Source organism: Arthrobacter sp. B0427-1-12, assembly GCF_059092905.1.
The window spans coordinates 83,621-104,792 of the sequence record NZ_JBNHIC010000006.1 but is presented as its reverse complement, the minus strand read 5'-3'; the positions used below and the strand labels follow the sequence as shown (position 1 = coordinate 104,792).

At 67.1% G+C, this 21,172-nt stretch carries 24 protein-coding genes; 14 read left to right on the top strand and 10 right to left on the bottom strand.

Features of this window, described 5'->3' with window-relative positions:
* Position 1: 1 nt before the first annotated feature.
* The 3 genes from AC5RWU_RS06635 to AC5RWU_RS06625 form a co-directional block, all read right to left on the bottom strand.
* The gene (locus tag AC5RWU_RS06635) at positions 2-1,603 is read right to left on the bottom strand and encodes an aldehyde dehydrogenase (NADP(+)) (protein WP_494031780.1); all 1,602 of its coding nucleotides are present in this window, start codon (positions 1,601-1,603) and stop codon (positions 2-4) included.
* Positions 1,604-1,642: 39 nt separating this feature from the next.
* The gene (gene kdgD, locus AC5RWU_RS06630; RefSeq protein ID WP_494031781.1) at positions 1,643-2,593 is read right to left on the bottom strand and encodes a 5-dehydro-4-deoxyglucarate dehydratase; all 951 of its coding nucleotides are present in this window, start codon (positions 2,591-2,593) and stop codon (positions 1,643-1,645) included.
* Positions 2,594-2,756: 163 nt separating this feature from the next.
* Positions 2,757-3,641, bottom strand: coding sequence for a LysR family transcriptional regulator (locus tag AC5RWU_RS06625; protein WP_494031782.1), 885 nt, complete (start codon positions 3,639-3,641; stop codon positions 2,757-2,759).
* A gap of 144 nt (positions 3,642-3,785) precedes the next feature.
* On the opposite strand from AC5RWU_RS06625, the gene AC5RWU_RS06620 reads away from it, so the two are divergent.
* From AC5RWU_RS06620 to AC5RWU_RS06605, 4 genes are all read left to right on the top strand, one after another.
* Positions 3,786-4,802 (top strand): tripartite tricarboxylate transporter substrate binding protein, encoded by a 1,017-nt coding sequence (locus AC5RWU_RS06620; protein WP_494031783.1) that lies wholly within the window; start codon positions 3,786-3,788, stop codon positions 4,800-4,802.
* 77 nt (positions 4,803-4,879) lie between these two features.
* Positions 4,880-5,380 carry a tripartite tricarboxylate transporter TctB family protein gene (locus AC5RWU_RS06615; protein WP_494031784.1) on the top strand — a complete coding sequence of 167 codons (501 nt, stop codon included), beginning with the start codon at positions 4,880-4,882 and terminating at the stop codon, positions 5,378-5,380.
* A gap of 9 nt (positions 5,381-5,389) precedes the next feature.
* Positions 5,390-6,910, top strand: coding sequence for a tripartite tricarboxylate transporter permease (locus AC5RWU_RS06610; RefSeq protein ID WP_494031785.1), 1,521 nt, complete (start codon positions 5,390-5,392; stop codon positions 6,908-6,910).
* Positions 6,907-7,305 (top strand): universal stress protein, encoded by a 399-nt coding sequence (locus AC5RWU_RS06605; RefSeq protein WP_494031786.1) that lies wholly within the window; start codon positions 6,907-6,909, stop codon positions 7,303-7,305. The genes AC5RWU_RS06610 and AC5RWU_RS06605 overlap by 4 nt, the downstream gene beginning before the upstream one ends.
* A gap of 85 nt (positions 7,306-7,390) precedes the next feature.
* Here the strand turns inward: AC5RWU_RS06605 and AC5RWU_RS06600 are convergent, their stop codons facing one another.
* Both AC5RWU_RS06600 and AC5RWU_RS06595 read right to left on the bottom strand, forming a co-directional pair.
* Entirely contained in the window at positions 7,391-8,119 is a 729-nt protein-coding gene (locus tag AC5RWU_RS06600) for a FadR/GntR family transcriptional regulator (protein ID WP_494031815.1), read from the bottom strand.
* Positions 8,120-8,121: 2 nt separating this feature from the next.
* Positions 8,122-9,300 carry an L-talarate/galactarate dehydratase gene (locus AC5RWU_RS06595; protein ID WP_494031787.1) on the bottom strand — a complete coding sequence of 393 codons (1,179 nt, stop codon included), beginning with the start codon at positions 9,298-9,300 and terminating at the stop codon, positions 8,122-8,124.
* A 218-nt stretch (positions 9,301-9,518) separates the two neighbouring features.
* Here AC5RWU_RS06595 and AC5RWU_RS06590 point away from each other — a divergent pair, with 218 nt between their 5' ends.
* Positions 9,519-10,673 (top strand): pyridoxal phosphate-dependent aminotransferase, encoded by a 1,155-nt coding sequence (locus AC5RWU_RS06590; RefSeq protein ID WP_494031816.1) that lies wholly within the window; start codon positions 9,519-9,521, stop codon positions 10,671-10,673.
* A gap of 60 nt (positions 10,674-10,733) precedes the next feature.
* Here AC5RWU_RS06590 and AC5RWU_RS06585 read toward each other — a convergent pair whose 3' ends face one another.
* Complete coding sequence (locus AC5RWU_RS06585) at positions 10,734-11,786, bottom strand: LLM class flavin-dependent oxidoreductase (RefSeq protein WP_494031788.1); 1,053 nt, start codon at positions 11,784-11,786, stop codon at positions 10,734-10,736.
* A gap of 118 nt (positions 11,787-11,904) precedes the next feature.
* Here AC5RWU_RS06585 and AC5RWU_RS06580 point away from each other — a divergent pair, with 118 nt between their 5' ends.
* Positions 11,905-13,377 (top strand): mannitol dehydrogenase family protein, encoded by a 1,473-nt coding sequence (locus AC5RWU_RS06580; protein WP_494031789.1) that lies wholly within the window; start codon positions 11,905-11,907, stop codon positions 13,375-13,377.
* A 16-nt stretch (positions 13,378-13,393) separates the two neighbouring features.
* Here AC5RWU_RS06580 and AC5RWU_RS06575 read toward each other — a convergent pair whose 3' ends face one another.
* Complete coding sequence (locus tag AC5RWU_RS06575; protein ID WP_494031790.1) at positions 13,394-14,410, bottom strand: helix-turn-helix transcriptional regulator; 1,017 nt, start codon at positions 14,408-14,410, stop codon at positions 13,394-13,396.
* 100 nt (positions 14,411-14,510) lie between these two features.
* On the opposite strand from AC5RWU_RS06575, the gene AC5RWU_RS06570 reads away from it, so the two are divergent.
* The 5 genes from AC5RWU_RS06570 (at position 14,511) to AC5RWU_RS06550 (ending at position 18,132) form a co-directional block, all read left to right on the top strand.
* Positions 14,511-15,083 carry a flavin reductase family protein gene (locus tag AC5RWU_RS06570; protein ID WP_494031791.1) on the top strand — a complete coding sequence of 191 codons (573 nt, stop codon included), beginning with the start codon at positions 14,511-14,513 and terminating at the stop codon, positions 15,081-15,083.
* A 58-nt stretch (positions 15,084-15,141) separates the two neighbouring features.
* Positions 15,142-16,734 carry a 4-hydroxyphenylacetate 3-hydroxylase family protein gene (locus tag AC5RWU_RS06565; protein ID WP_494031792.1) on the top strand — a complete coding sequence of 531 codons (1,593 nt, stop codon included), beginning with the start codon at positions 15,142-15,144 and terminating at the stop codon, positions 16,732-16,734.
* A gap of 81 nt (positions 16,735-16,815) precedes the next feature.
* Complete coding sequence (locus AC5RWU_RS06560) at positions 16,816-16,965, top strand: hypothetical protein (RefSeq protein WP_494031793.1); 150 nt, start codon at positions 16,816-16,818, stop codon at positions 16,963-16,965.
* The gene (catA, locus tag AC5RWU_RS06555) at positions 16,962-17,825 is read left to right on the top strand and encodes a catechol 1,2-dioxygenase (RefSeq protein WP_494031794.1); all 864 of its coding nucleotides are present in this window, start codon (positions 16,962-16,964) and stop codon (positions 17,823-17,825) included. The genes AC5RWU_RS06560 and catA overlap by 4 nt, the downstream gene beginning before the upstream one ends.
* 94 nt (positions 17,826-17,919) lie before the next feature.
* Positions 17,920-18,132 carry a hypothetical protein gene (locus AC5RWU_RS06550; RefSeq protein ID WP_494031795.1) on the top strand — a complete coding sequence of 71 codons (213 nt, stop codon included), beginning with the start codon at positions 17,920-17,922 and terminating at the stop codon, positions 18,130-18,132.
* A 145-nt stretch (positions 18,133-18,277) separates the two neighbouring features.
* Here AC5RWU_RS06550 and AC5RWU_RS06545 read toward each other — a convergent pair whose 3' ends face one another.
* Positions 18,278-18,805, bottom strand: coding sequence for an HtaA domain-containing protein (locus tag AC5RWU_RS06545; RefSeq protein WP_494031796.1), 528 nt, complete (start codon positions 18,803-18,805; stop codon positions 18,278-18,280).
* A gap of 149 nt (positions 18,806-18,954) precedes the next feature.
* Between AC5RWU_RS06545 and AC5RWU_RS06540 the strand changes: the two genes are divergently transcribed.
* The 3 genes from AC5RWU_RS06540 to AC5RWU_RS06530 are packed head-to-tail and all read left to right on the top strand — an operon-like array spanning position 18,955 to position 20,269.
* Positions 18,955-19,317, top strand: a complete 363-nt coding sequence (locus AC5RWU_RS06540; protein WP_494031797.1) for an ArsR/SmtB family transcription factor — start codon at positions 18,955-18,957, stop codon at positions 19,315-19,317.
* Entirely contained in the window at positions 19,314-19,796 is a 483-nt protein-coding gene (locus AC5RWU_RS06535) for an SRPBCC family protein (RefSeq protein ID WP_494031798.1), read from the top strand. The genes AC5RWU_RS06540 and AC5RWU_RS06535 overlap by 4 nt, the downstream gene beginning before the upstream one ends.
* Positions 19,793-20,269, top strand: coding sequence for an SRPBCC family protein (locus AC5RWU_RS06530; RefSeq protein WP_494031799.1), 477 nt, complete (start codon positions 19,793-19,795; stop codon positions 20,267-20,269). Before AC5RWU_RS06535 ends, AC5RWU_RS06530 begins: the two co-directional genes overlap by 4 nt.
* Here the strand turns inward: AC5RWU_RS06530 and AC5RWU_RS06525 are convergent, their stop codons facing one another.
* Positions 20,270-20,950: an SDR family oxidoreductase gene (locus AC5RWU_RS06525; RefSeq protein ID WP_494031800.1), complete on the bottom strand. Its 681-nt coding sequence runs from the start codon at positions 20,948-20,950 to the stop codon at positions 20,270-20,272.
* Positions 20,896-21,078 carry a hypothetical protein gene (locus tag AC5RWU_RS06520; protein WP_494031801.1) on the bottom strand — a complete coding sequence of 61 codons (183 nt, stop codon included), beginning with the start codon at positions 21,076-21,078 and terminating at the stop codon, positions 20,896-20,898. The genes AC5RWU_RS06525 and AC5RWU_RS06520 overlap by 55 nt, the downstream gene beginning before the upstream one ends.
* Between the last annotated feature and the right edge of the window lie 94 nt (positions 21,079-21,172).

The following is a 21,172-nucleotide window of genomic DNA, read 5'->3' as shown; positions in this document are numbered from 1 at the left end:
GCTACTCTCCTGCGCGCTCGATGGTGCCGTCGATGCGGCGGTTGAGGTTCCATGGGTTGGACCCGCGGACGGCGGCCGGCAGCAGCGCGTCCGGGATGTTCTGGTATGCGACGGGGCGCAGGAAGCGCTCGATCGCCAGGGTGCCGACACTAGTGGTGCGGCTGTCCGAGGTGGCCGGGAACGGCCCGCCGTGGACCATTGCATGGCCCACTTCGACGCCGGTCGGCCAGCCATTCGCCAGGATCCGCCCGGCCTTGCGCTCCAGCACCGGCAGCAGCGGCGCCACCGTCGGGTGGTCCTCGTCGGTCAGATGCAGCGTGGCGGTCAGCTGGCCCTCCAGCCTGCGCGCTGCCTGGACCAGTTCTTCGGCCGATGCGTACCGGACGATCAGCGAGGCGGCGCCGAAGATTTCCTCGTGCAGCACGGTGTTCGACAGGAAGGTTTCCACCTTGGTGCCGAAGACCATGGGTGCCGGAGCGTTCCGGGTCTCTCCGGCCTGCCCGCGGGCAACCAGTTCGACGCCGTCCTGGGCTCCCAGGGACTCGACACCGGAGGTCCACGACTCGGCGATGCCCTTGGTCAGCATGGTCTGGCCCCGGGCCTCGGACATGGCCCGGTTGACAGCTGCGGCGAACCGGTCACCCGTTTCGCCGGCAGGAACGAAGACGAGTCCGGGAGCCGTGCAGAGCTGTCCGCTGGAGCCTGTTACCGACGCGGCGTAGGCCTGGGCCAGCGCATCGGGATCGCCCTTGAGCGCGCCGTCGAAGAAGAAGACCGGATTGATGGAGCTCATCTCGGCGTAGACCGGAATCGGTTCCGGCCGGGCAGCCGCAGTGGCCATCAGCGCCGTGCCACCGGAACGGGACCCGGTGAAGCCGACGGCCTTGATGGCCGGATCGGCTACAAGTGCCTGCCCGATGCTCGTTCCCGGGCCGTAGACCAAGGAGAACACGCCCGGGTGCAGCCCGCAGTCGCGCACGGCATCGGTGATGGCCTGGCCCACGATTTCACTGGTGCCCGGGTGGGCGTTGTGGGCTTTGAAGACCACCGGGCAACCGGCGGCCAGAGCGGAGGCAGTGTCCCCGCCGGCGGTCGAGAAGGCCAGGGGAAAGTTGCTGGCGCCGAAGACGGCCACCGGGCCGAGGGCGACCTTGCGCTGGCGGATGTCCGCCCGGGGCATGGGCTGCCGCTCCGGCTGGGCGGGGTCAATCCGCACTCCGCGGTGGTCGCCCTGGCGGACTACCGCAGCGAAGAGGCGAAGCTGGCCGGTGGTCCGCCCGAGTTCACCGGTCAGGCGCGCCTGCGGCAGACCCGTTTCGGCCATGGCGCGCTCCACCAGTTCGGTGCCGGCAGCCTCGATATTGTCCGCGATTTTCTCCAGGAAGGCAGCGTGTGTTTCCGGATCGAGCGAGCTGAAGCTTTCGAACGCCTCTTCCGCGGCAGCGGTGGCTGTGGCCAGCTGGGCCTCATCGATCAGGGTGTAGGCCGGCTCCAGGGCGTCATTGGTCCGCGGATCGAAGCCGTTGACGGTCCGGCCGTTGCCGGGAACCGGGACGCCGGCAATGATCGAGTGGCCGGCCAGAGAGGTTTGCGTAGTGGGCATCAAGTACTCCTTATGACTGCTGGGGGTGCTGTCGTTGAGTCAGGCAGGCTGGGCGATGGCTGCATCCCGCGGACGGATGCCTGCAGCATCGATCAACGCGGCCAGGTCGGAAATGTCGGTTGCGGTCAGGTCCTGCAGCGGGGGGCGGACCGGTCCGGTGTCCCGGCCGATCGCCTTCAGGCCGCCCTTGACGATGGAGACGCCGTAGCCCTTGGCCCGGTCCCGGATCTCCAGGTAGGGGAGTACGAACCGGTTCAGCTTTTCGTTGACGGCGACCCGGTCCTGGTTGCGCACGTCGCGGTAGAACTCCAGGGCGAACTCGGGCACGAAGTTGTACATGGCGGAGGAATACGTGCTCATGCCCAGCTGCAGTAGCGGCAGGGCAAAAGTTTCGGCCGTGGGCAGGCCGCCAAGGTAGAACAGCCGATCGCCGTTCTTGGCGTAGACCTTGGTCAGGTGCTCAATATCGCCGAGTGCATCCTTGAAGCCGATGAAGTTGGGGTGACGCTCCGCCAGCTTTGCGACCGTGTCCGCCGAGTAGATGGCGTTGGCGCGGTTGTAGACGATCACGCCGATGTTCGTTGCGGCGCATACCTCCGAGACGTGGGCGAATAGGCCGGCCTGGTCGCATTCGGTCAGATACGGGGGCAGCAGCAGCAGGCCCTCCGCCCCTGCAGCCTCGGCATCCCTGGCGTTCTGCACAGCCTGGGCGGTGGACCCGCCAGCGGAGGCCAGTACGGGAACCTTGCCGCCGATCTCATCGACGGCCACCCGGACCACGCGTTCCATTTCCGCCGGCGTCAGGGAGAATCCCTCACCGGTCCCGCCGGCGGCAAACAGCCCGGCAACGTCGTAGCTGGCCTGCCAGGCGAGGTGCTCGCGGTACCGTGCCTCGTCGAACTGCAGGTCCGCGTCGAAGTGCGTCACCGGGAACGAGAGCAGTCCGGATTTGAGTCGGGCAGCGAGTTCGGCTGGAGTCAGCTGTGCCATGGCGAAAGTCCTTTGGTGGGGCGGCCGGGAGGGGCCCGGGCCGCACTGTGACGGTGGATACGCAGATCAGCCTAGGGACCGATGTGATGCTTGTCTAAGAGTGTTTTTGAATGGACTCATACCCGGGGAGCATCGTTGGGGCTGCTGAGCTATGCCTCCTGGGCTACGCCGTCGATTCATTGATGTAGTCCAGGATCCGGTGCAGCGCGGGGTTCTTCGAGTCCCGCCTCCAGATGGCATGCAGCTCCACCGGGTCCTTCTTGAGGCCGCTGAGCTCGGCGTATTCCACGCCTTCAATGCCCAGTACCGTGGCCGAATGCGGAACCAGCGCTGCCCCGCGCCCAGCCGCGACGAGGGACACCATGGTCAGGACCTGGCGCACCGTGTGGACGACATTCTGGTGCGCGATCGGTACCAGGCCGACCACGAGATCGTAGAAGTACCGGGCATGTGTGGGCGAATGCATGATGAGGGGCTCGTGCTTGAGATCCTCGGCATTGACCGGCCGTCCGAGCCGGGCCAGACGATGGCCGGCCGGGACGGCCACGACCATCGATTCCCGGTAGAGCAGTCGGGAATCGAACTGCTCGTCATCGAAGGGCGGCCGGGCCAGTCCGAGGTCGATCTCCCCCTTGGCCAGAGCGGCCACCTGCTCACGGGTGACCATCTCCCGCAGGTCGATGTCGATTTCGGGGAGCTGGCCGGCAAGTTCGTTCAGCAGCGCCCCAAGCAGGCCGAACGTTGACGCCGCAGTGAAGCCGATCCGGATGATGCCAGCGGAGCCGGCCGAGATGCGCCGCGCGTGGTCAGGGGCGCTGTCCGCCAAGGCCAGCAGCTTCCGGGCCTCGGATAGAAAGGCTTCGCCGGCGGCCGTCAGGCTCACCCGCCGGTTGTCCCGCTCGAAGAGTTGCACGTCAATGGACCGCTCGAGCTTCTGGATCTGGCGGCTCAGCGGCGGCTGGGTCATGTTCAGGCGTTCGGCGGCCCTGCCGAAGTGGAGCTCCTCGGCGACGGCGACAAAGCCGCGGAGTTGGTCAAGGGAATACATGATGCAGAGAGGGTATCACTTCATGCAGTAATGAACTTAGACAGGCATCGTACGTGCGTTTAGGCTTCCAACAGCGGCACGGCAGGTGATGGGGTTCACAAATACCGCCGCAGCCGAACAGACTCACGTTGCTAGGAGATTTAGATGAACAAGCTCAAGTTCAGCCGCCGCTCGGGGATGGCGGCGGGCGCCGCCGTCGCAGTTGCGATGACGCTGACCGCCTGCGGTGGCAATGTCGGCACCTCCGGCGCGGCCGGAGAGGGCAGCGAGTTCCCCTCCGGACCGGTGACCCTGACCATCGGCCAGGATCCGGGCGGCAGCACCGACCTGATCGGCCGCGCCGTCGCGGAAAACGCCAGCGACGCGCTGGGCGCACCAATTCCGGTGGTCAACAAGCCGGGCGCCAACGGCGCGCTCGCCACCAAGGAGGTCACCGCCGCTGAGCCGGACGGCCAGAACCTGATCCTGCTGAACGCCTCGCTGATTGCCATCACTCCGCTGGCCGTCCCCGCGGAGGAGGCCGTCACTCTGGACGAATTCGAAATCGTCACCGGCATTTCCCAGGACGACTACGTCCTTGTGGCCAATGCCGATTCCGGCCTGAAGACCATGGACGATCTCACCGGCGCCGGCAAGCAGTTCAACTTCGCCACCACCGGCGTGGGTACCGGCAGTCAGCTGGCCCAGGCACTGCTGTTCAAGCAGGCGGGCATCGAGGGCACCGACGTACCGTTCGACGGCGGTTCGCCCGCCATGACTGCGCTGCTGGGCAACCAGGTGGACCTGGCCACCATCCAGCTCGGCGAGGCCATGCCGCAGATCGAAGCCGGCAAGCTGACCCCGATCGTCACCTTCTCCGAAGAGCGCAACCAGTACCTGCCGGACACCCCCACCGCGATCGAAGCCGGATACGACGTACCGGTCTCCCAGTACCGTGCGATCGCCGCACCGAAGGGCACCCCGGAGCCGGTCCTTGAGGAGCTCCGCGCAGCCTTCACCGCGGCCTTCGAGTCCGAGGCCTACCAGAAGTTCAATGAAGAGAACCTCTTCACGCCGAAGGAGATCGACGGCGCCGAGCTGGCCGAGGACTGGGCCGGTTACGCCGAGAAGTACAAGCAGCTCACCGAGGAGCACGGCATCGACCTCGGCGGCGGACAGTGACCACATCATACCGTGATGCTCTCCGCACCGGCGGCAGCCGCTCGGCTGCCGCCGGTGCGGCGGCTGTGGAGGATGCAGTGAACCCAGACGACCTGACCCCGGAGCAGCTTGCGGAACTCTGGGAAGAGGACCGGTCGCCGGCTGCGGGCCCGCTGGCCAATCTGGCCGCAGCCCTGGCGGTTGCCGCCGTCGGAACAGCCGGCATCGTGGGTTCGCTGGCCCTTGGCCTGGGAACCCCGGCCGCGCCGGAACCCGGCATGTGGCCGTTCATCATCTCGCTCGTGCTGGTGGCGCTGGCCGCCGCGCAGGCCGCGTTCGGGCGCAAGTCCCGGGACGCGGAAAAGTTCTCCGGCTCCAGCTGGCAGGTTCTGGCCGGGCTGGCCACCATGATCGGGTTCGTCCTGCTGGTCGGCGCGATCGGCTTCGAAATCCCGGCCCTGCTGCTGACATTCATCTGGCTGAAGTTCCTTGGCAAGGAAACCTGGCGGATGTCGGTGGTGCTCAGCTTCGCAGTCGTCGCCGCCTTCTACCTGATCTTCGTCATGGCACTCAGCGTGCCCATTCCCCATCTTTTGTAGGGATACCTCATGGAATTTCTTGACCCGGTTATCAGCGGCTTCGGTGTCGTACTGGAACCGATGAACCTGCTCTACTGCCTCATCGGCGTGCTGATCGGCATGCTGATCGGCGTTCTTCCGGGACTTGGCCCGGCAGCGACCATCGCCATCCTGCTCCCGCTGACCTTCGCCGTCGAACCGGTGACTGCCATCATCATGCTGGCCGGTATCTTCTACGGCGCCCAGTACGGCGGAACCATTACATCGGTGCTCCTGCGCCTGCCGGGTGAGGCATCCTCGGTGGTTACAGTCTTCGACGGCTACGCGCTGGCGAAGAACGGCAAGGCCGGCACCGCCCTGGGCATCGCCGCCATCGGCTCCTTCATCGGCGGCACCGTCTCCATCTTCGGCCTGACCCTGCTGGCCCCCATCGTGGCCGGCTTCGCGCTGGACTTCGGTCCGCCGGAATACACCGCGCTGGCCATGCTGGGCATCCTGCTCGTGGCGACGGTCAGCAACGGCGGCAAGATGAAGTCGATTATCGCCGCCTGCCTGGGCCTGCTGCTGGCCACCGTGGGCCGCGACGGCTTCACCGGCGAATCCCGGTTCACCTTCGGCAGCCTGTCCCTGGCCGACGGTCTGGACTTCGTGCCGATCGCCATGGGCATCTTCGGCCTGGGCGAAATCCTGTACAACCTGGAGGAGCGGCACAACAAGGTGCAGGCCCCGTCCAAGGTGGCCAACGTCTGGCCCTCCCGCAAGGACCTCAAGCAGTCCTCCGGCGCCATCGGCCGCGGCTCCGTCCTCGGTTTCTTCCTCGGCATCCTGCCCGGCGGCGGCGCCACGCTGTCCTCGCTGGCCGCGTACGCGATGGAGAAGAAGCGGGCCAAGGACCCCTCACGTTTCGGCAGGGGAGCGGTCGAAGGCGTTGCCGCCCCGGAGTCGGCCAACAACGCGGCGGCGACGTCGTCGTTCATTCCGCTGCTGACCCTGGGCATCCCCGCCAACGCCACCATGGCGATCATCTTCGGTGCCCTGCTGATCCACGGCGTGACTCCCGGCCCCCAGCTGGTGGGCAACGAGCCGGAGCTCTTCTGGGGCGTCGTCAACTCGATGTACATCGGCAACATCCTGCTGCTGATCCTGAGCATTCCGCTGGTGGGCGTCTTCGTGCGGATCCTGCGTGTGCGCGCCGCGATTCTGGCGCCCATCACCGTGCTGATCACGCTGGTCGGTGTCTACACGCTCAACAACAGCGTCTTCGACATCGCGCTGGTCATCTTCTTCGGGGCCGTCGGCTACCTGATGAAGAAGTTCGGCTTCGAACCCGGCCCGCTGGTGCTGGCCTTCGTGCTCGGCGCCCTGCTGGAGGAAAACCTGCGCCGTTCGCTGCTGGTCTTCGGCGGCGACGCCGCCGGCTTCGTCAGCCGCCCCATCTCCGGCGTGCTCCTGCTGCTGTTCCTGGTCGTCGTCTTCCTGCCGCTCATCCAGAACGCCGTCAAGAAGGCACGCGCCAAGAACGCCCCCGAGAAAGAAAAGGAACTGGTATGACCATCCTGATCGGCTATCTGCCGACCCCCGAGGGCGAAGCCGCCTTGGCGGCGGGCATCGAAGAAGCCAAACTGCGCAATAAGGACATCGTCATCCTGAATTCGCCGAGGAAGGGCGCTCCGGTTGACGCCTCTCTGGCTTCCGCCGACCAGGTGGAGGAATTGCTGAAGCGGGCCGCCGACGCCGGCGTCACCGCCACGGTGCGCCAGCCCGGCCACACGGACGACCTGACCGACGAGTTCATGCAGGTGGCCGAGGAAGCCGGCGCCTCCCTGATCGTGATCGGACTCCGCAAGCGCTCGCAGGTGGGCAAGTTCATCCTGGGCAGCCAGGCCCAGCGCATCCTGCTCCAGGCCGACCGGCCGGTGCTGGCGGTGAAGGCTCCGGAGAGCTGATAGGCACCTTAAAAGGACGTACGACGGCGGCGGGCCGGGTTATGCAACTCGGCCCGCCGCCGTCGCCATCGTCCTTCTGGGGGGACTAGCCGGAACGGCGGGCGAGGCGGTCCCGCGAATTGGCCAGGTGCGTCCGCATCGCCGCCGCGGCACCGGCGGCGTCCTGCCGGGTGATCGCGGCACAGATTGACTCGTGCTCGTAGGTGACACGGTCGAAGTGGGCTTCGCGGCCGGCGTCGTCCGCGGCCCCGAGCCGGGTCTGCGGCATGGCGATCATCGTTGGCCCCAGGGACGCCAGCAGCTGGGCGTAGTAGCGGTTGTTCGCGGCGAGGGCGATGTTCCGGTGGAAGCGGTAGTCCGCGTCGACCGCGCCGCTGGGCTTGTCGCGGCTCGCGGCAAAGGATCTCAGGGCGCTTTCGATGTCCTGCAGCTGGGCATCGGTCCGCCGGCGGGCGGCCAGGGCGGCCGCCTCTGCCTCGATACCCAGCCGGAAGTCCAGCAGTTCCAAGCGGCCCGCCACCGTGTGCAGCCCCTCGGGACTGACTTCGAAGGACTCCTCGCTGGGCCGGGTCAGCACGAAGCTTCCCTTGCCCCGGTAGGTCTCGACCAGGCCCGCGGCCTGCAGCCGGGAGACGGCCTCCCGGACCACCGTGCGGCTGACCGCGAACTGATCCATCAGCATGCTCTCCGAGGGCAGCTTCTCACCGGGCTGGAAGTGGCCGCGGATGATCCGGTCCCGCAACTGCTCGACGACGCCGTGGGTGAGCCCCCGGGCGCCGCGCTCCGGGGGCTCGTGGTGCTGTTCTTCGCGCATGCTCACCGGCGGCCGAACTCTACCGAATCGGTGGTCCAGGCCTGCGCCTGCCCGCTGAGCGTGAAGCCGAGCCCGGGCCGGTTCGGGACGATCATGCGGCCGTTCCGCGTCTCGAGCCGCTCGTTGAACAGCGGGTTCAGCCATTCGAAGTGCTCCACCCACGGTTCGCGCGGGTAGGCAGCGGCCAGGTGCAGGTGGATTTCCATGGCGAAGTGCGGGGCCAACTGGAGGCCGGCCTGGTCCGCCAGTGCCGCCAGGCGCAGGAACGGAGTGATGCCGCCGATCCGCGGCGCGTCCGGCTGAATGATGTCCGCGGAGCGATGGTCGATCAGGCTGATGTGTTCGGCCACGCTGGAGAGCATCTCACCCGTGGCGATGGGCGTGTCCAGTGCCTGGGCCAGCTGGGCGTGGCCCTCGGCGTCGTAGGCATCCAGCGGCTCTTCGATCCAGACCAGATTGAACTTCTCCAGCGCCCGGCCCAGGCGGATGGCGGTGGGGCGGTCCCACTGCTGGTTCGCATCCACCATCAGCGGCACGTCGTCGCCCAGATGTTCGCGGACCGCGGCCACGCGGGCCAGGTCCGTCTTGGTCTCCGGCTGGCCGACCTTGATCTTGATGCCGCCGATGCCGTCGGCCAGCGACTGTGTGGCGCGGTCCTTGACCTCTTCGATCGAAACGTGCAGGAAGCCGCCGGAGGTGTTGTAGGTCCGTACCGAGTCGCGGTAGGCGCCCAGCAGCTTGGCCAGCGGGAGTCCGGCGCGTTTGGCCTTGAGGTCGTAGAGCGCGATGTCGATGGCCGCGAGCGCCTGCGTGGCTACGCCGCTGCGTCCCACCGATGCTCCGGCCCACAGGAGCTTCTGGTAGATCCGGCCGATGTCGCTGGGGTCCTCGCCGATCAGATTGTCCGCGACCTCCCTGGCATGGGCGTACTGGGCCGGGCCTCCGGCCCGCTTGGAATAGCTGAAGCCGATTCCCTGGTGGCCGTTTTCGGTGGTGATCTCGGCGAAGAGGAAGACGATCTCGGTCATCGGCTTCTGCCGTCCGGTCAGCACCTTGGCGTCGCTGATGGGCGTATCCAGCGGCAGGGTCAGCGTGGAGAGCTTCGCGTGGCGAACGCGGTCCGGCGTGGCCTCACCGTCGGACCGCACGGGCGGGTTGTGGAGCTGGGTGTCTGTGGTCATCCAAGGGCATCCTTCGGCGAGGGTCGCTGCTTCACTTATCGTATAAGTCTGCTACTTGTTATACAAGACGCACGAGGTGGCACTGGATGCCTCAAAGGGGAGAGTGGGCCGGTGTGGCAAGCTGGAGCCACCCCCCGCACGTCCACCGATCGGAGACCCACGTGAATGTCCCGCCGCTGAAGGTCGCAGACCGCGCCCTGGTCCCGCCGTTCGAAGTCATGAACATCCTCAACCGGGTCGCGGACCTGCGGGCGGCGGGCCGGGACATTATTTCCCTCTGCGCGGGCGAGCCCGCCGGCGGAGCTCCCGGGGACGTCTCCCGCCGCGCCGCCGAGATCCATGCCTCCGGGATGCCGCTGCACTATACCGGCGCGCTAGGTGTCCGCGAACTCCGCGAAGCGGTGGCCGGCCACTACCGGCGCTGGTATGGCCTGGAGATCACGGCCGGCGACGTCGCCATCACCACCGGCTCCTCCGGCGCCTTCGTGCTCGCGTTCCTTGCCGCCTTCAGCCACGGCGACCGCGTGGCCCTGGCCCGGCCCGGCTACCCGGCGTACCGGAACATCCTCGCAGCGCTGGGCTGCGAGGTGGTGGAGATCGACTGCGGACCGGAGGTGCGCTATCAGCCCACGCCGGCGGCGCTGGAGGCAGCCGCCGACGAACACGGCCCGCTGTCCGGCCTGATCCTCGCTTCCCCGGCCAACCCCACCGGCACCATGGTCTCCCGCGCCGAACTGCAGGCACTCACCGGCTGGTGCGCAGCCAACGGGGTCCGCCTGATCAGCGACGAGATCTACCACGGCATCACCTACCCGCAGGATCCTTCGGCACCCGACGCCAAAGGCGTCTGCGCTTGGGAACTGGACCGGACCGGCGTCGTTGTTTCCTCCTTCTCCAAGTACTGGGGGATGACCGGTTGGCGGCTGGGGTGGGCGCTGATGCCCGCGGATCTGGCACCGGCCATCGACGCGCTCGCCGGCAACGTGGCGCTGTGTCCGCCGGCACCCGCCCAGCTGGCCGCGGTGGAGGCGTTCACCGAGGTCTCGTATGCGGAGGCGGACGCGGCGGTGGCCGAGTTCGCCGTCATCCGGCAGCTGCTGCTGGAGAACCTGGGCCGCCTGAACTGGGGCGCGGCCGCTCCCGCCGACGGTGCGTTCTACCTGTATGCGGACCTGGGCGAACAGCTGGCCGGCTTCGCGGACTCGGCGGATTACTGCCAGGCCCTGCTGGAGCAGGAGGGCGTCGCCCTGGTGCCGGGATCGGATTTCGACGCCGTCAACGGCCGCCGCTCCGTCCGGCTCTCCTTCGCTGCGGGCCGGGATGCGGTGCGCGAGGCGGTGGAGCGGATCGTCCGCTTCCAGTCCGGGCGCTGACGGGACGGCGCGTACGACGGCGGCGGGCCGGGCTGCGCACCCGGCCACCGCCGTCGCCGGTCACCCTGCTGCGTTCCCCAAAGGCGCCGTCTTGGCCTCCCAGCCGATCGCCGGCGCGATGTGCCGGGCGATGTTGCCCAGCAGTTTGGCGTTGAAGTCCGCACCGAGCTGGTTGGGCACGGTGAGCATCAGCGTGTCCGCGGCCTGCACTGCGGCATCTCGGGCCAGTTCTTCGGCCAGGACGTCCGGCTCGCCGATGTAGCTGCGGCCGAAGCGGGACATCAGCCCGTCGATCATGCCCACCTGGTCGTGGTCCTCGCCGCCGGCACGCAGGCCGAAGTACCTCCGGTCCTCGTCATCGACGATCGGCAGCACACTGCGGCTGACCGAGACCCGCGGCTCGTGGCCGTGCCCGGCGGCGGTCCAGGCCTCGCGGAACAGGCGGATCTGCTCGGCCTGCAGTTCGTCGAAGGGCACGCCGGTGTCCTCGGTCAGCAGCGTGGAGCTCATCAGGTTCATGCCCTGCTCCGCGGCCCACACCGCTGTCCGGCGGGTTCCTGCGCCCCACCAGATCCGCTCGGGCAGTCCCGACGAGGTCGGCTGGATCGGCAGCAGGCCGGCACTGCCGACAAACTGCGGGTCCGCTTCCGCCACGCCGCCCTCGGCAATCGCGTGCCGGAACACCTCGGTGTGGCGGCGCGCCATGTCCGCCGGAGTTTCCCCGTCGGCCGGGACGTAGCCGAATGCCGCCGCGCCGTTGAGGGCAGGCTCGGGTGAACCGCGGCTGATGCCCAGCTGCAGCCGGCCGCCGCTGATCAGGTCCGTTGCGGCGGCCTCCTCTGCCAGGTAGAGGGGATTCTCGTACCGCATGTCGATGACGCCGGTGCCCATTTCGATCCGGCTGGTCCGGGCCGCAATGGCGGCCAGCAGCGGGAACGGTGCGGCCTGCTGGCGGGCGAAGTGGTGCACGCGGAAGAATGCGCCGTCAACGCCGAGCTCCTCGGCAGCGACGGCCAGTTCGATGCCCTGCAGCAGCGCGTCACGTGCGGTGCGGGTTTGGGAACCCCTGGCGGGGCCCCAGTGGCCGAAAGAGAGGAAACCGATGCGCTTCATAACTGGCCTAACCGGGACGGGCCTGAGGCAATTCCCGCTCATTTGAGCGAGAAAGCATGCTCATGTGATATGCTCACGGCAAGTCCATTACGTAACCCAGCTCACAAGGATCGGATCGATGGCCCAGCTCTCCCAGGACTCCCTCCGCCAGCTCCCGGACAACCTCGCCCGCCCCGCCTACGACCGCTCGAAGCTGACCGCGGGCATCGTCCACTTCGGCGTCGGCGGCTTCCACCGTGCGCACCAGGCGATGTACCTGGACCGGTTGATGAACCAGGGTAAGGCCCTCGACTGGGCGATCTGCGGCGTCGGCGTGCTGCCGGGCGATGCGCGGATGAGGCAGGTCATGGAGGCGCAGGACTGCCTGTACACCCTGGTGGTCAAGAACCCGGACGGCACCCGCGAGGGCCGCGTCATCGGCTCCATCATCGAGTACCTGTTCGCCCCGGAGGATCCGGAGGCGGTGATTGAAATGATGGCCGCGGAGCAGGTCCGCATCGTCTCCCTGACCGTGACCGAGGGCGGTTACAACTTCCACCCCGTCACCGGGGAGTTCGACGCCGGCAACCCCGCCGTCGTTGCGGATCTCGCCGAGGGCGCGGTGCCGGCCACGACCTTCGGCCTGGTCACCGAGGCCCTGGCCCGCCGCCGCGCCCGCGGCCTGGCACCGTTCACGGTCATGTCCTGCGACAACATCCAGGGCAACGGGGACGTGGCGCGGAAGATGTTCACCGCCTTCGCCAAGCTCAAGGACCCGGAGCTGGGTGCCTGGGTGGAGCAGAATGTCGCGTTCCCGAACTCCATGGTGGACCGGATCACTCCAGTCACCATGGACGAGGATCGCGCGTCCATCGCGGCGGAGTTTGGTGTGGAGGACGAGTGGCCGGTGGTCTGCGAGGACTTCGAGCAGTGGGAGCTGGAGGACCATTTCCCGCAGGGCCGCCCGCCCTTCGAGGATGCCGGTGTGCAGTTGGTCGAGGACGTGGAACCGTATGAGCTGATGAAGCTGCGGCTGCTCAACGCCAGCCATCAGGGCCAGTGCTACTTCGGCTACCTGGCCGGCTACCGCTACGCCCACGAGGTCTGCCAGGACCCGACCTTCGCGCAGTTCCTGCTGGACTACATGGACAAGGAGGCCACGCCGACCCTGCGGCCGGTGCCCGGCATCGACCTGGACGCGTACAAGCACAAGCTGATCGCGCGCTTCTCCAATGAATACGTGCGGGACACCCTGGCCCGGCTGTGTGCCGAAAGCTCGGACCGCATTCCGAAGTGGCTGCTTCCGGTGGTGCGCGAAAACCTGGCGAACGACGGCGAGATCCACCGTTCCGCGGCGATCGTCGCCTCCTGGGCGCGCTACGACGAAGGCGTCGACGAGGCAGGCGAGCCAATCGCCGTCGTCGACCGTTTGAAGGAGCCGCTGATGGCGGCCGCGGCCCGCAACCGCGAGGACAAGCTGGCGTTCATTGCCAACCGTGAACTCTTCGGCGATCTGGTGGACAATCCGCGCTTCGTGGAGGCCTACACCGCGGCGTTGGATTCACTGCACGCCAAGGGCGCCCGGGCCACGGTGGAGGCTTTGGTCGCGTAGCGGCGCCGTTTGGTACTCAGGCAGGCACCACCTGGACCTGGCTGGCCATCCACGAGGCCACCTGGGTACGCGAGGCGAAGTCCAGCTTGTTCAGGATGCGTTCGACGTGCCCGTCGACGGTCCGCGGGGAGATCACCAGGGATTGGGCGATGGCGCGGTTGCTCAGCCCTTCAGCGATGAGCACTGCGATTTCGAGTTCCCGTTTGGTCAGCGGCGATTTCGTCGGGGCCGGCGCCGCCTTGGCGCCGGGAACCTCGCCCGGAGCCAGCTTTCCCAAGGCCAGGGCGATGGCCTCCTCCTTGCTCGGATGCGGGTGGCGGGCTGCCGCTTCCGCCATTCGGCGGCCGCCCAGTTCCTTGCGCACCTTCGCACCGGAACGGAGGGAGTCCGCATGGATCTGCGGACCAAACGCTGTCACCGAAGTCCCCAGCGCCGTCCATACAGCACTGGCGGCCGCCTCCAGTTCCGCCGCCTCTTCGAAGCGTTCGTCGGAACACGCGATCCATGATGCCAGTTCGATGGTCAGGGCCGTGCAGATGCTGTCCTTGAACTCCCGCTGCAGCTCCAGGGCCCCGCGTGCCGCTTTCCGGGCATCCTCCAGGTTGCCCAGCCGCCAGTGGCAGATCCCGGAAACCCACAGCGCGTAGGCATGGGTCCAGCGTTCTCCGTGCTGGCTGCTCAGGGCGAGGGTGTGGCGGCAGGTATCCAGTGCGGTGTCCAGGTCACCGTTGTAGGTCTGGGCCATGGCCAGCTGGAACAGTGCCGTAAATGCGGAGGCCGTATCACCTGACCGGTTGTGGACGGTGATGGCCTTCTCGTAGAGGGTGATCGCCTCCGGCAGATTGCCGCAGAAGAGCTGGTGGAGCGCGGACCAGTGGGCGGCATGGGCTTCAAGGACCGGGTCCTCAAGCTGGGCGGCGAGTTCGTGGCATTTCGTCAGGAACCGGGCAGCCCACGAGGCCGTGGTGGCGTTCCTTCGCCGGTATCTCGCCCAGTAGCCGGTTTTTGCACAGAGAGGACCCGTTTTTTGCACTGTGCGGCCGCATTCAGCGAAACCTGCCCATACAAATGTTGTGATTTGGAACACTCAAGGGCGGCGGCAGCGAGGCCGCTTGGAACAGAAGGGAGATGCCATGAGCGATGTGTTTGACGCCCGCGGCCTGCGCGACTGCTTCGGTAAGTTCGCCAGCGGCGTGACTGTGGTGACCTGCCAGACCCCGGACGGCACGGCGCACGGGGCGACGGTCAGCGCCTTTACCTCCGTGTCGCTGGAACCGGCGCTGGCTCAGGTGACACTGACCCGGGGGGCGAAGATCGCCGATTACGTGCCCAGCGTCCCGTTCGCGGTCAATATCCTGGCCGAGGACCAGCTGGACGTGGCCCTGCACTTTGCGGGCAAGCCGCTTCGCACCGAGCCCGAATGGATCCTGGACAGCGGCATTCCGGTCCTGTGCGGGACCGTGGCGACGCTGGAATGCGATCCGTGGAACGTCTACGACGGCGGCGACCACCTGATTGTGGTCGGCGAAGTGAAGCGGCTGAGGACGAACGATGCGGGGCCGCTGCTGTTCTCCGGCGGCAAGTTCCACGAACTGGGCCCGCGGATGGGCGGCAACCCGTGGCAGGGCTGCGGCGATGCTCCCGAACTGGGCTGGTTCACCGCCACCACCGACTTCGGGAGCCTGGCCGGGCACCGCGCTGCCTAAGCACTCCGCGTGACCCACCATTCAACCCCTGATTTCACTGCTGAGAAAAGGAATCACCATGACCGAAATTCTGGAAAACCCCACTGATATCGCCGGCATGAGTGAGCGGACCACCCCTGCCAATCCGCTCAGGCCGATGACCGGCGATGAGTACATCGAATCCTTGCGCGATGACCGGGAGGTGTGGATCTACGGCGAGCGGGTCAAGGACGTCGCCGAGCACCCTGCGTTCCGCAACTCCGTACGCATGGCTGCCCGCCTCTACGACGGGTTCCACAAGCCGGAGACCGCGGACAAGCTGCTGGTGCCCACCGATACAGGTTCCGGCGGCCTGACCCACCCCTTCTTCAAGGCAGCCCGCAGCGTCGAGGACCTGCAGGCGTCCCGGACCGGGATCGAGACCTGGGCGCGTATGTCCTACGGCTGGATGGGCCGCTCCCCGGACTACAAGGGCGCCTTCCTGGGCACGCTCGGGGGCATGCCGGACTTCTACGAACCGTTCAAGGACAACGCGCTGCGTTGGTACCGCGAATCGCAGGAGAAGGTCCTGTACTGGAACCACGCGATCATCAACCCGCCGGTGGACCGGCACCTGCCGCCGGACCAGGTGGGGGACGTGTTCATGAAGGTGGAGAAGGAGACCGACGCGGGCCTGGTCGTCTCCGGCGCCAAAGTCGTGGCCACCGGATCGGCAATTACGCAGTACAACTTCATCGCGCACTACGGGCTGCCGATCAAGAAGAAGGAATTCGCGCTGATCTGTGCCGTGCCCATGGATGCGCCCGGGGTCAAGCTCATCTCCCGGGCCTCTTACTCCCATCAGGCCGCGGTCATGGGCACCCCTTTCGACTACCCGCTCTCCTCCCGTCTGGATGAAAACGACTCGGTGTTCGTCTTCGACAAGGTCCTGGTTCCGTGGGAGAACGTCTTCGCCTACGGGGACATCGAAAAGATCAACAATTTCCTCCCGCAGACCGGCTTCCTCAACCGGTTCACGTTCCAGGGCGTGATCCGCCTGGCCGTGAAGCTGGATTTCATCGCCGGCCTGCTCCTGAAGGCACTGGAGATCGCCGGCACCCAGGATTTCCGCGGCGTGCAGGCCCGCGCCGGGGAGGTTATCGGCTGGCGCAACATGTTCTACGCCCTGGCCGACGCCATGGCCCTGAACCCGGACCCGGGCCCGGACGGGACCATGCTGCCGAAGCTGGACTACGGGTTGGCCTACCGGATGTTCATGGCCACCGGCTACCCCCGGATCAAGGAAATCATCGAACAGGATGTCGCCTCCGGGCTGATCTACCTCAACTCCTCCGCCCTGGACTTCAAGACGGTGGAGATCCGCCCCTATCTGGACAAGTACATCCGCGGCTCCGGCGGCATCCAGGCCGTGGACCGGGTCAAGCTGATGAAGCTGCTCTGGGATGCCATCGGCACCGAATTCGGCGGCCGCCACGAACTCTACGAGCGCAACTACTCCGGCAACCACGAGAACGTGAAGGCCGAGCTGCTCTTCGCCGCCCAGGGCCAGGGCCACACGGACATGATGAAGGGCTTCGCCGACCAGTGCATGGCCGAATACGACCTGGACGGCTGGACCGTTCCTGACCTCATCAACAACGATGACGTCAGCCTCTTCCTCAACCGCCGGTAACCGGATACTGCGGCTGGTGAAACTGCCTGGGCGGCCCCGGTCCCGGACCGGGCCGCCCGGGCAAACTCCACAGGAGGCCTCATGCCCGCTGTCAACCCCGCCGACGGGGTGCACGAACACACCACAGACCAACATCCACCCCGCGCCGCAGGGCGCCGGGAAGTCCTGGTCCACACCGCGTGGGCCGGCTGGTATTACGACACAGAACCGGAAACGGAGGGAATCCAATGACGCAGGAACTCATGGACGCAACCGAGGAGCGCGCCACCGCCGCCGCCTCGGGCGCATCGGCCACAGAGCGGTTCCGGGAGAACAAGAAGATCCAGGGGACCACCAGCAAGGAGCGGGTCAGCCTGCTGGCCTCGGAAGTCATCAACGCCGTCAATGACACTATCCGCCGCCACAAGGTTACTTACGACGAGTACAACGCGCTGAAGGCCTGGCTGATCCAGGTGGGACAGGACGGCGAATGGCCGCTGTTCCTGGATGTCTGGGTCGAGCACGCAGTCGAGGAAGTCGCGAATGAAAACCGCCAAGGCAGCAAGGGCTCCATCGAAGGTCCCTACTACCTGCCCGGTTCCCCGCAGCTTCCGGCGGACGCCACGCTGCCGATGCGGGCAGACGAGGCGGGTACGCCGCTGCTGTTCCAAGGCCAGGTCACGGACACCGCCGGCAACGCCCTGCCCGGTGCGCAGATCGAAATCTGGCATGCCGACGACGACGGCCTCTACTCCCAGTTCGCTCCGAACCTGCCGGAGTGGAACCTGCGCGGCACTGTCGTCGCCGACAGCGCGGGCGGGTTCCGGATCCGCACCATGCAGCCGGCGCCGTACCAGATTCCGACCGACGGCTCCTGCGGCAAGCTGATCGCCGCGGCCGGCTGGCACGCATGGCGCCCGGCGCACCTGCACCTGATTGTCTCGGCTCCGGGGCATCTGCCCATCACGACGCAGCTGTACTTCGAAGGCGACGAGCATGTCGGTGACGATATTGCTTCGGCGGTGAAGCCCGAGTTGATCCTCGCGCCGGTCCCGGCCGCGGACGGCACCGGACGGGAAGTCACTTACAACTTCGTCCTCGACTCGGCGTAGGCCGGACCGGCAGCCGTCCTTCCGGCGGCCTGCCTTGGCCCTTCGGGGCCGGGGCAGGCCGCCGGGCGTGCGGTCCAGGGACCGCACGCCCGGCATGGCGCAGCAGGATGCCCAGGATCGGCGCGGCGACCGCCACGATCACCGCCCCGTAGCCAAGGGTTGTGGCGTGGAGCCCGACGATACCCACCAGGGCGCCGGCGGCCACGGCTGGCAGGCCGAAGCCCAGGTAGCAGATGACGTAGCGGATAGCAGGCTGGCGCGCTCGTGGGGCTCGCTCAACGGAAGGATGGCCCGCAGGACGGCATAATATCCGGCGCCGAAGCCGGCGCCGGCGGCCACGGTTCCGGCGAAATAGGCGCCCGCGGCACCCAGAACGACACCGGCGACAATCGCCCCGACTCCCGCTATCAGTGCTCTCCTTCGTACTGTCCCTGGCGTGAGGCCTGCCGGACTTAGCGGCGTCCGGGCGCCGGCACACGGATGGACAGCGGGTCCATCGCCTGGAACGTCTCATACTGGCCGTTGAAGACTTCCCGCCCCTCCGGGGTGAGAAACGCGTCCACGGCCTGCCATACGAGGTGTTCACCCGCCACCCGCGGCACGGCGGCTTTGAAAGCGACCAGGGGGATCCGCTGGAGAGCCTCGGCAGCGGCGTCGGCGTCTCCGGAGGGGATGGACAGGACCCCGCCGGTCGGCGAGAAGCTGACCCACGGATCCGTGATCCGGACAAAGAGCATGCCGTAGTGGCCGGACAGCCGGACGTCGCCGCCGAAGCGCAGCGTGCCCGTGCCGACGGCCGGGTCGTAGTCTCCGCCGCCGGGTGCGAAGTTGAAGAAGCCGGATTTGAGCATTTCCGCGCCGTCGGTCGCCGAAACAGTCCCGTCCGGCAGCTCCATCATGTACCTGATGAAACTGCGCTTGATGCCCCATGTCAGGCCGAGCGGAGGCGGCCCGTCCTGTGCCGGGGAATCAGAAGCCATGTGGTCCTCCTTGGACAGCAAATCCCTTGTTGCTTCCGAAGCTTAGCGGACCTTCGGCAACCTCTTGACGTGGGCGTAACAGAGGCGCAGACTGTAATCAACTATATGGTTGATCAACAAATAGGTTGAATGCGGCGAGGGGAACGGGCGTGGCACCGGAGAACGAGGAACTGCTCAACAAGGCGTTCCTTGCGCTCGCGGATCCGGCCCGCCGCCGGATCATCGCGCGGCTCAGCCGCGGACCGGCCACCGTCAATGAGCTGGCGGAACCCTTCGAGATCTCGAAGCAGGCGGTCTCGAAGCACATCCAGGTCCTTGAGCAGGCGCAGCTGGTGACGCGTTCCCGCGATGCCCAGCGCCGGCCCGTCCACCTGAACCCTGCACGGCTGGAGGCGTTGACCGCCTGGATCGACCAGTACAGACTGGTCCGGGAGGCGCAGTTCCGCAGCCTCGATGCCGTACTCCGGAAGCAGCAGCAAAAAGCAGCACAGCACCCTGAGGAGTCATCATGAGCAACGACCTGAAACTGACAGTTCCCGAAGGCGTCCCGTTCATCGACTGGACCCGTGAGTTCGACTTCCCCGTGGCGGACGTCTTCCGCGCCCACAAGGAGCCGGAGCTGATCACCCAGTGGCTCGGACCGCGGGGCACCAACGTGGACATCGACCACTACGACTTCGTCTCCGGCGGCTCGTACAAGTACCTCCACACCGGCCCGGACGGCGCCTCCTACGCATTCAGCGGCATCTTCCACACCGTCCGCGAGAACGACTTCGCCATCCAGACGTTCGAGTTCGACGGTTACCCGGACGTCGTGAGCATCGAGTTCCTGACGTTCGAGGACCTCGGCGGCGGGCGCTCCCGGCTGGCCGGGCACGCGGTCTACCCCACCCAGGAGGCACGCGACGGCATGGCTGCCTCCGGCATGGAGGGCGGCATGTCCGAAGGCTATGAGCGGCTCGAGGAGCTGCTTGGAAAGGAATCGTCATGAGCAACGCACTGAAGCTCACCCTGCCGGAGGCCAGCCCCTACATCGAATATGAGCGGGAGCTCGACTTCCCCGTGGCCGAGGTGTTCCGCGCCCACACCGACCCGGAGCTGTACCGGCAGTGGATCGGTCCGCGAGGGCTGACCACCCGGATCGACCGGTTCGAGTGTCGTGCCGGCGGCTCCTACCGCTTCGTCCAGTGGGGCGAGGACGGCACCGAGCACGCCTTCCGCGGCACGTTCCACACGGTCCGCGGGAATGAATTCATCCTCCAGACCTTCGAGTACGAGGCCTGGCCGGACGCAGTGTCCCTCGAGTACTCGACCTTCGAGGATCTGGGCGGCGGCCGCTGCCGGCTCATCGGCCGCTCGGTCTGCTCCAGCATTGAGGCCCGCGACGCCATGGCCGCTTCCGGCATGGAGGGCGGCATGGCTGAGGGCTATGAGCGGCTTGAGGAGTTGCTCGGCGCACCTTAACTACGAGTCGAAGCCGGGCCGCGGCACATGCGACATGAGGCTCTGGGAGAAGCCGCCGTCCGCCACAATGTCCTGGCCGGTGACGTAGGAGGAGCGGTCGGAGGCCAGGAACAGAATGGCGTTGGCCATGTCCGCCGGGTCGGCGATCCGGCGCAGTGGGACAACATTCTGTCGCGCTTCGAGCACCCCGGGGGTCTGGTAGAAGCTCTCGCTCATCGGCGTGCGGACCAGGCCGGGGCTGACCACGTTGGAGCGGATGCCGTGCGGGCCCCATTCGAACGCCAGCTGGCGGGAGAGCATAGTCAGGCCGGCCTTGGCGGGGGAGTAGGCACCGCTGTAGGGCTGGGGTTCCGATCCCGCGATGGAACCGACATGGACGATGGAGCCGCCGCGGTCCATGAGGCGGCGGGCGCCCTGGGCGACCAGGGAGGCTCCGGTGAGATCGACATTGAGGGTCAGGTTACAGTCCTTCTGCGCCAGCTCGTCCAGCTTTCCGGCCGTCAGGACGTTGGCCACGTTGGCCAGCACGTCCAGCGTTCCCCAGTCGTCCTGCACGCGTTGGAAGGTCGCGGCGACGTCGTCCTGGTCGGCGACATTCGCCGTGTAATGCGGGGTTCCGGTGCCGGCTATTTCCTTGATGAGCGGGGCGGTTTCGGCCGCGCCCTCGGCGTTAAGGTCCATCGGTGCTGGAGTGCCCCGGCTTCGGCGAAGGCCAGGGCGACCTGCCGCCCGATACCGCGGCTGCCGCCGGTGACAATGACCTTCTTGCCGTCGAGCCCGAGCCATGACGCCGCTGTCTGCTCAGCCATGATGTGTTCCTTCCTGCGGGGAGTCTCCCGCCATGGTGGCACTCCGGAGGAGGGCGGCGTGGGACGCATGCCGTTGAATGGAAAGAAGGCGGTT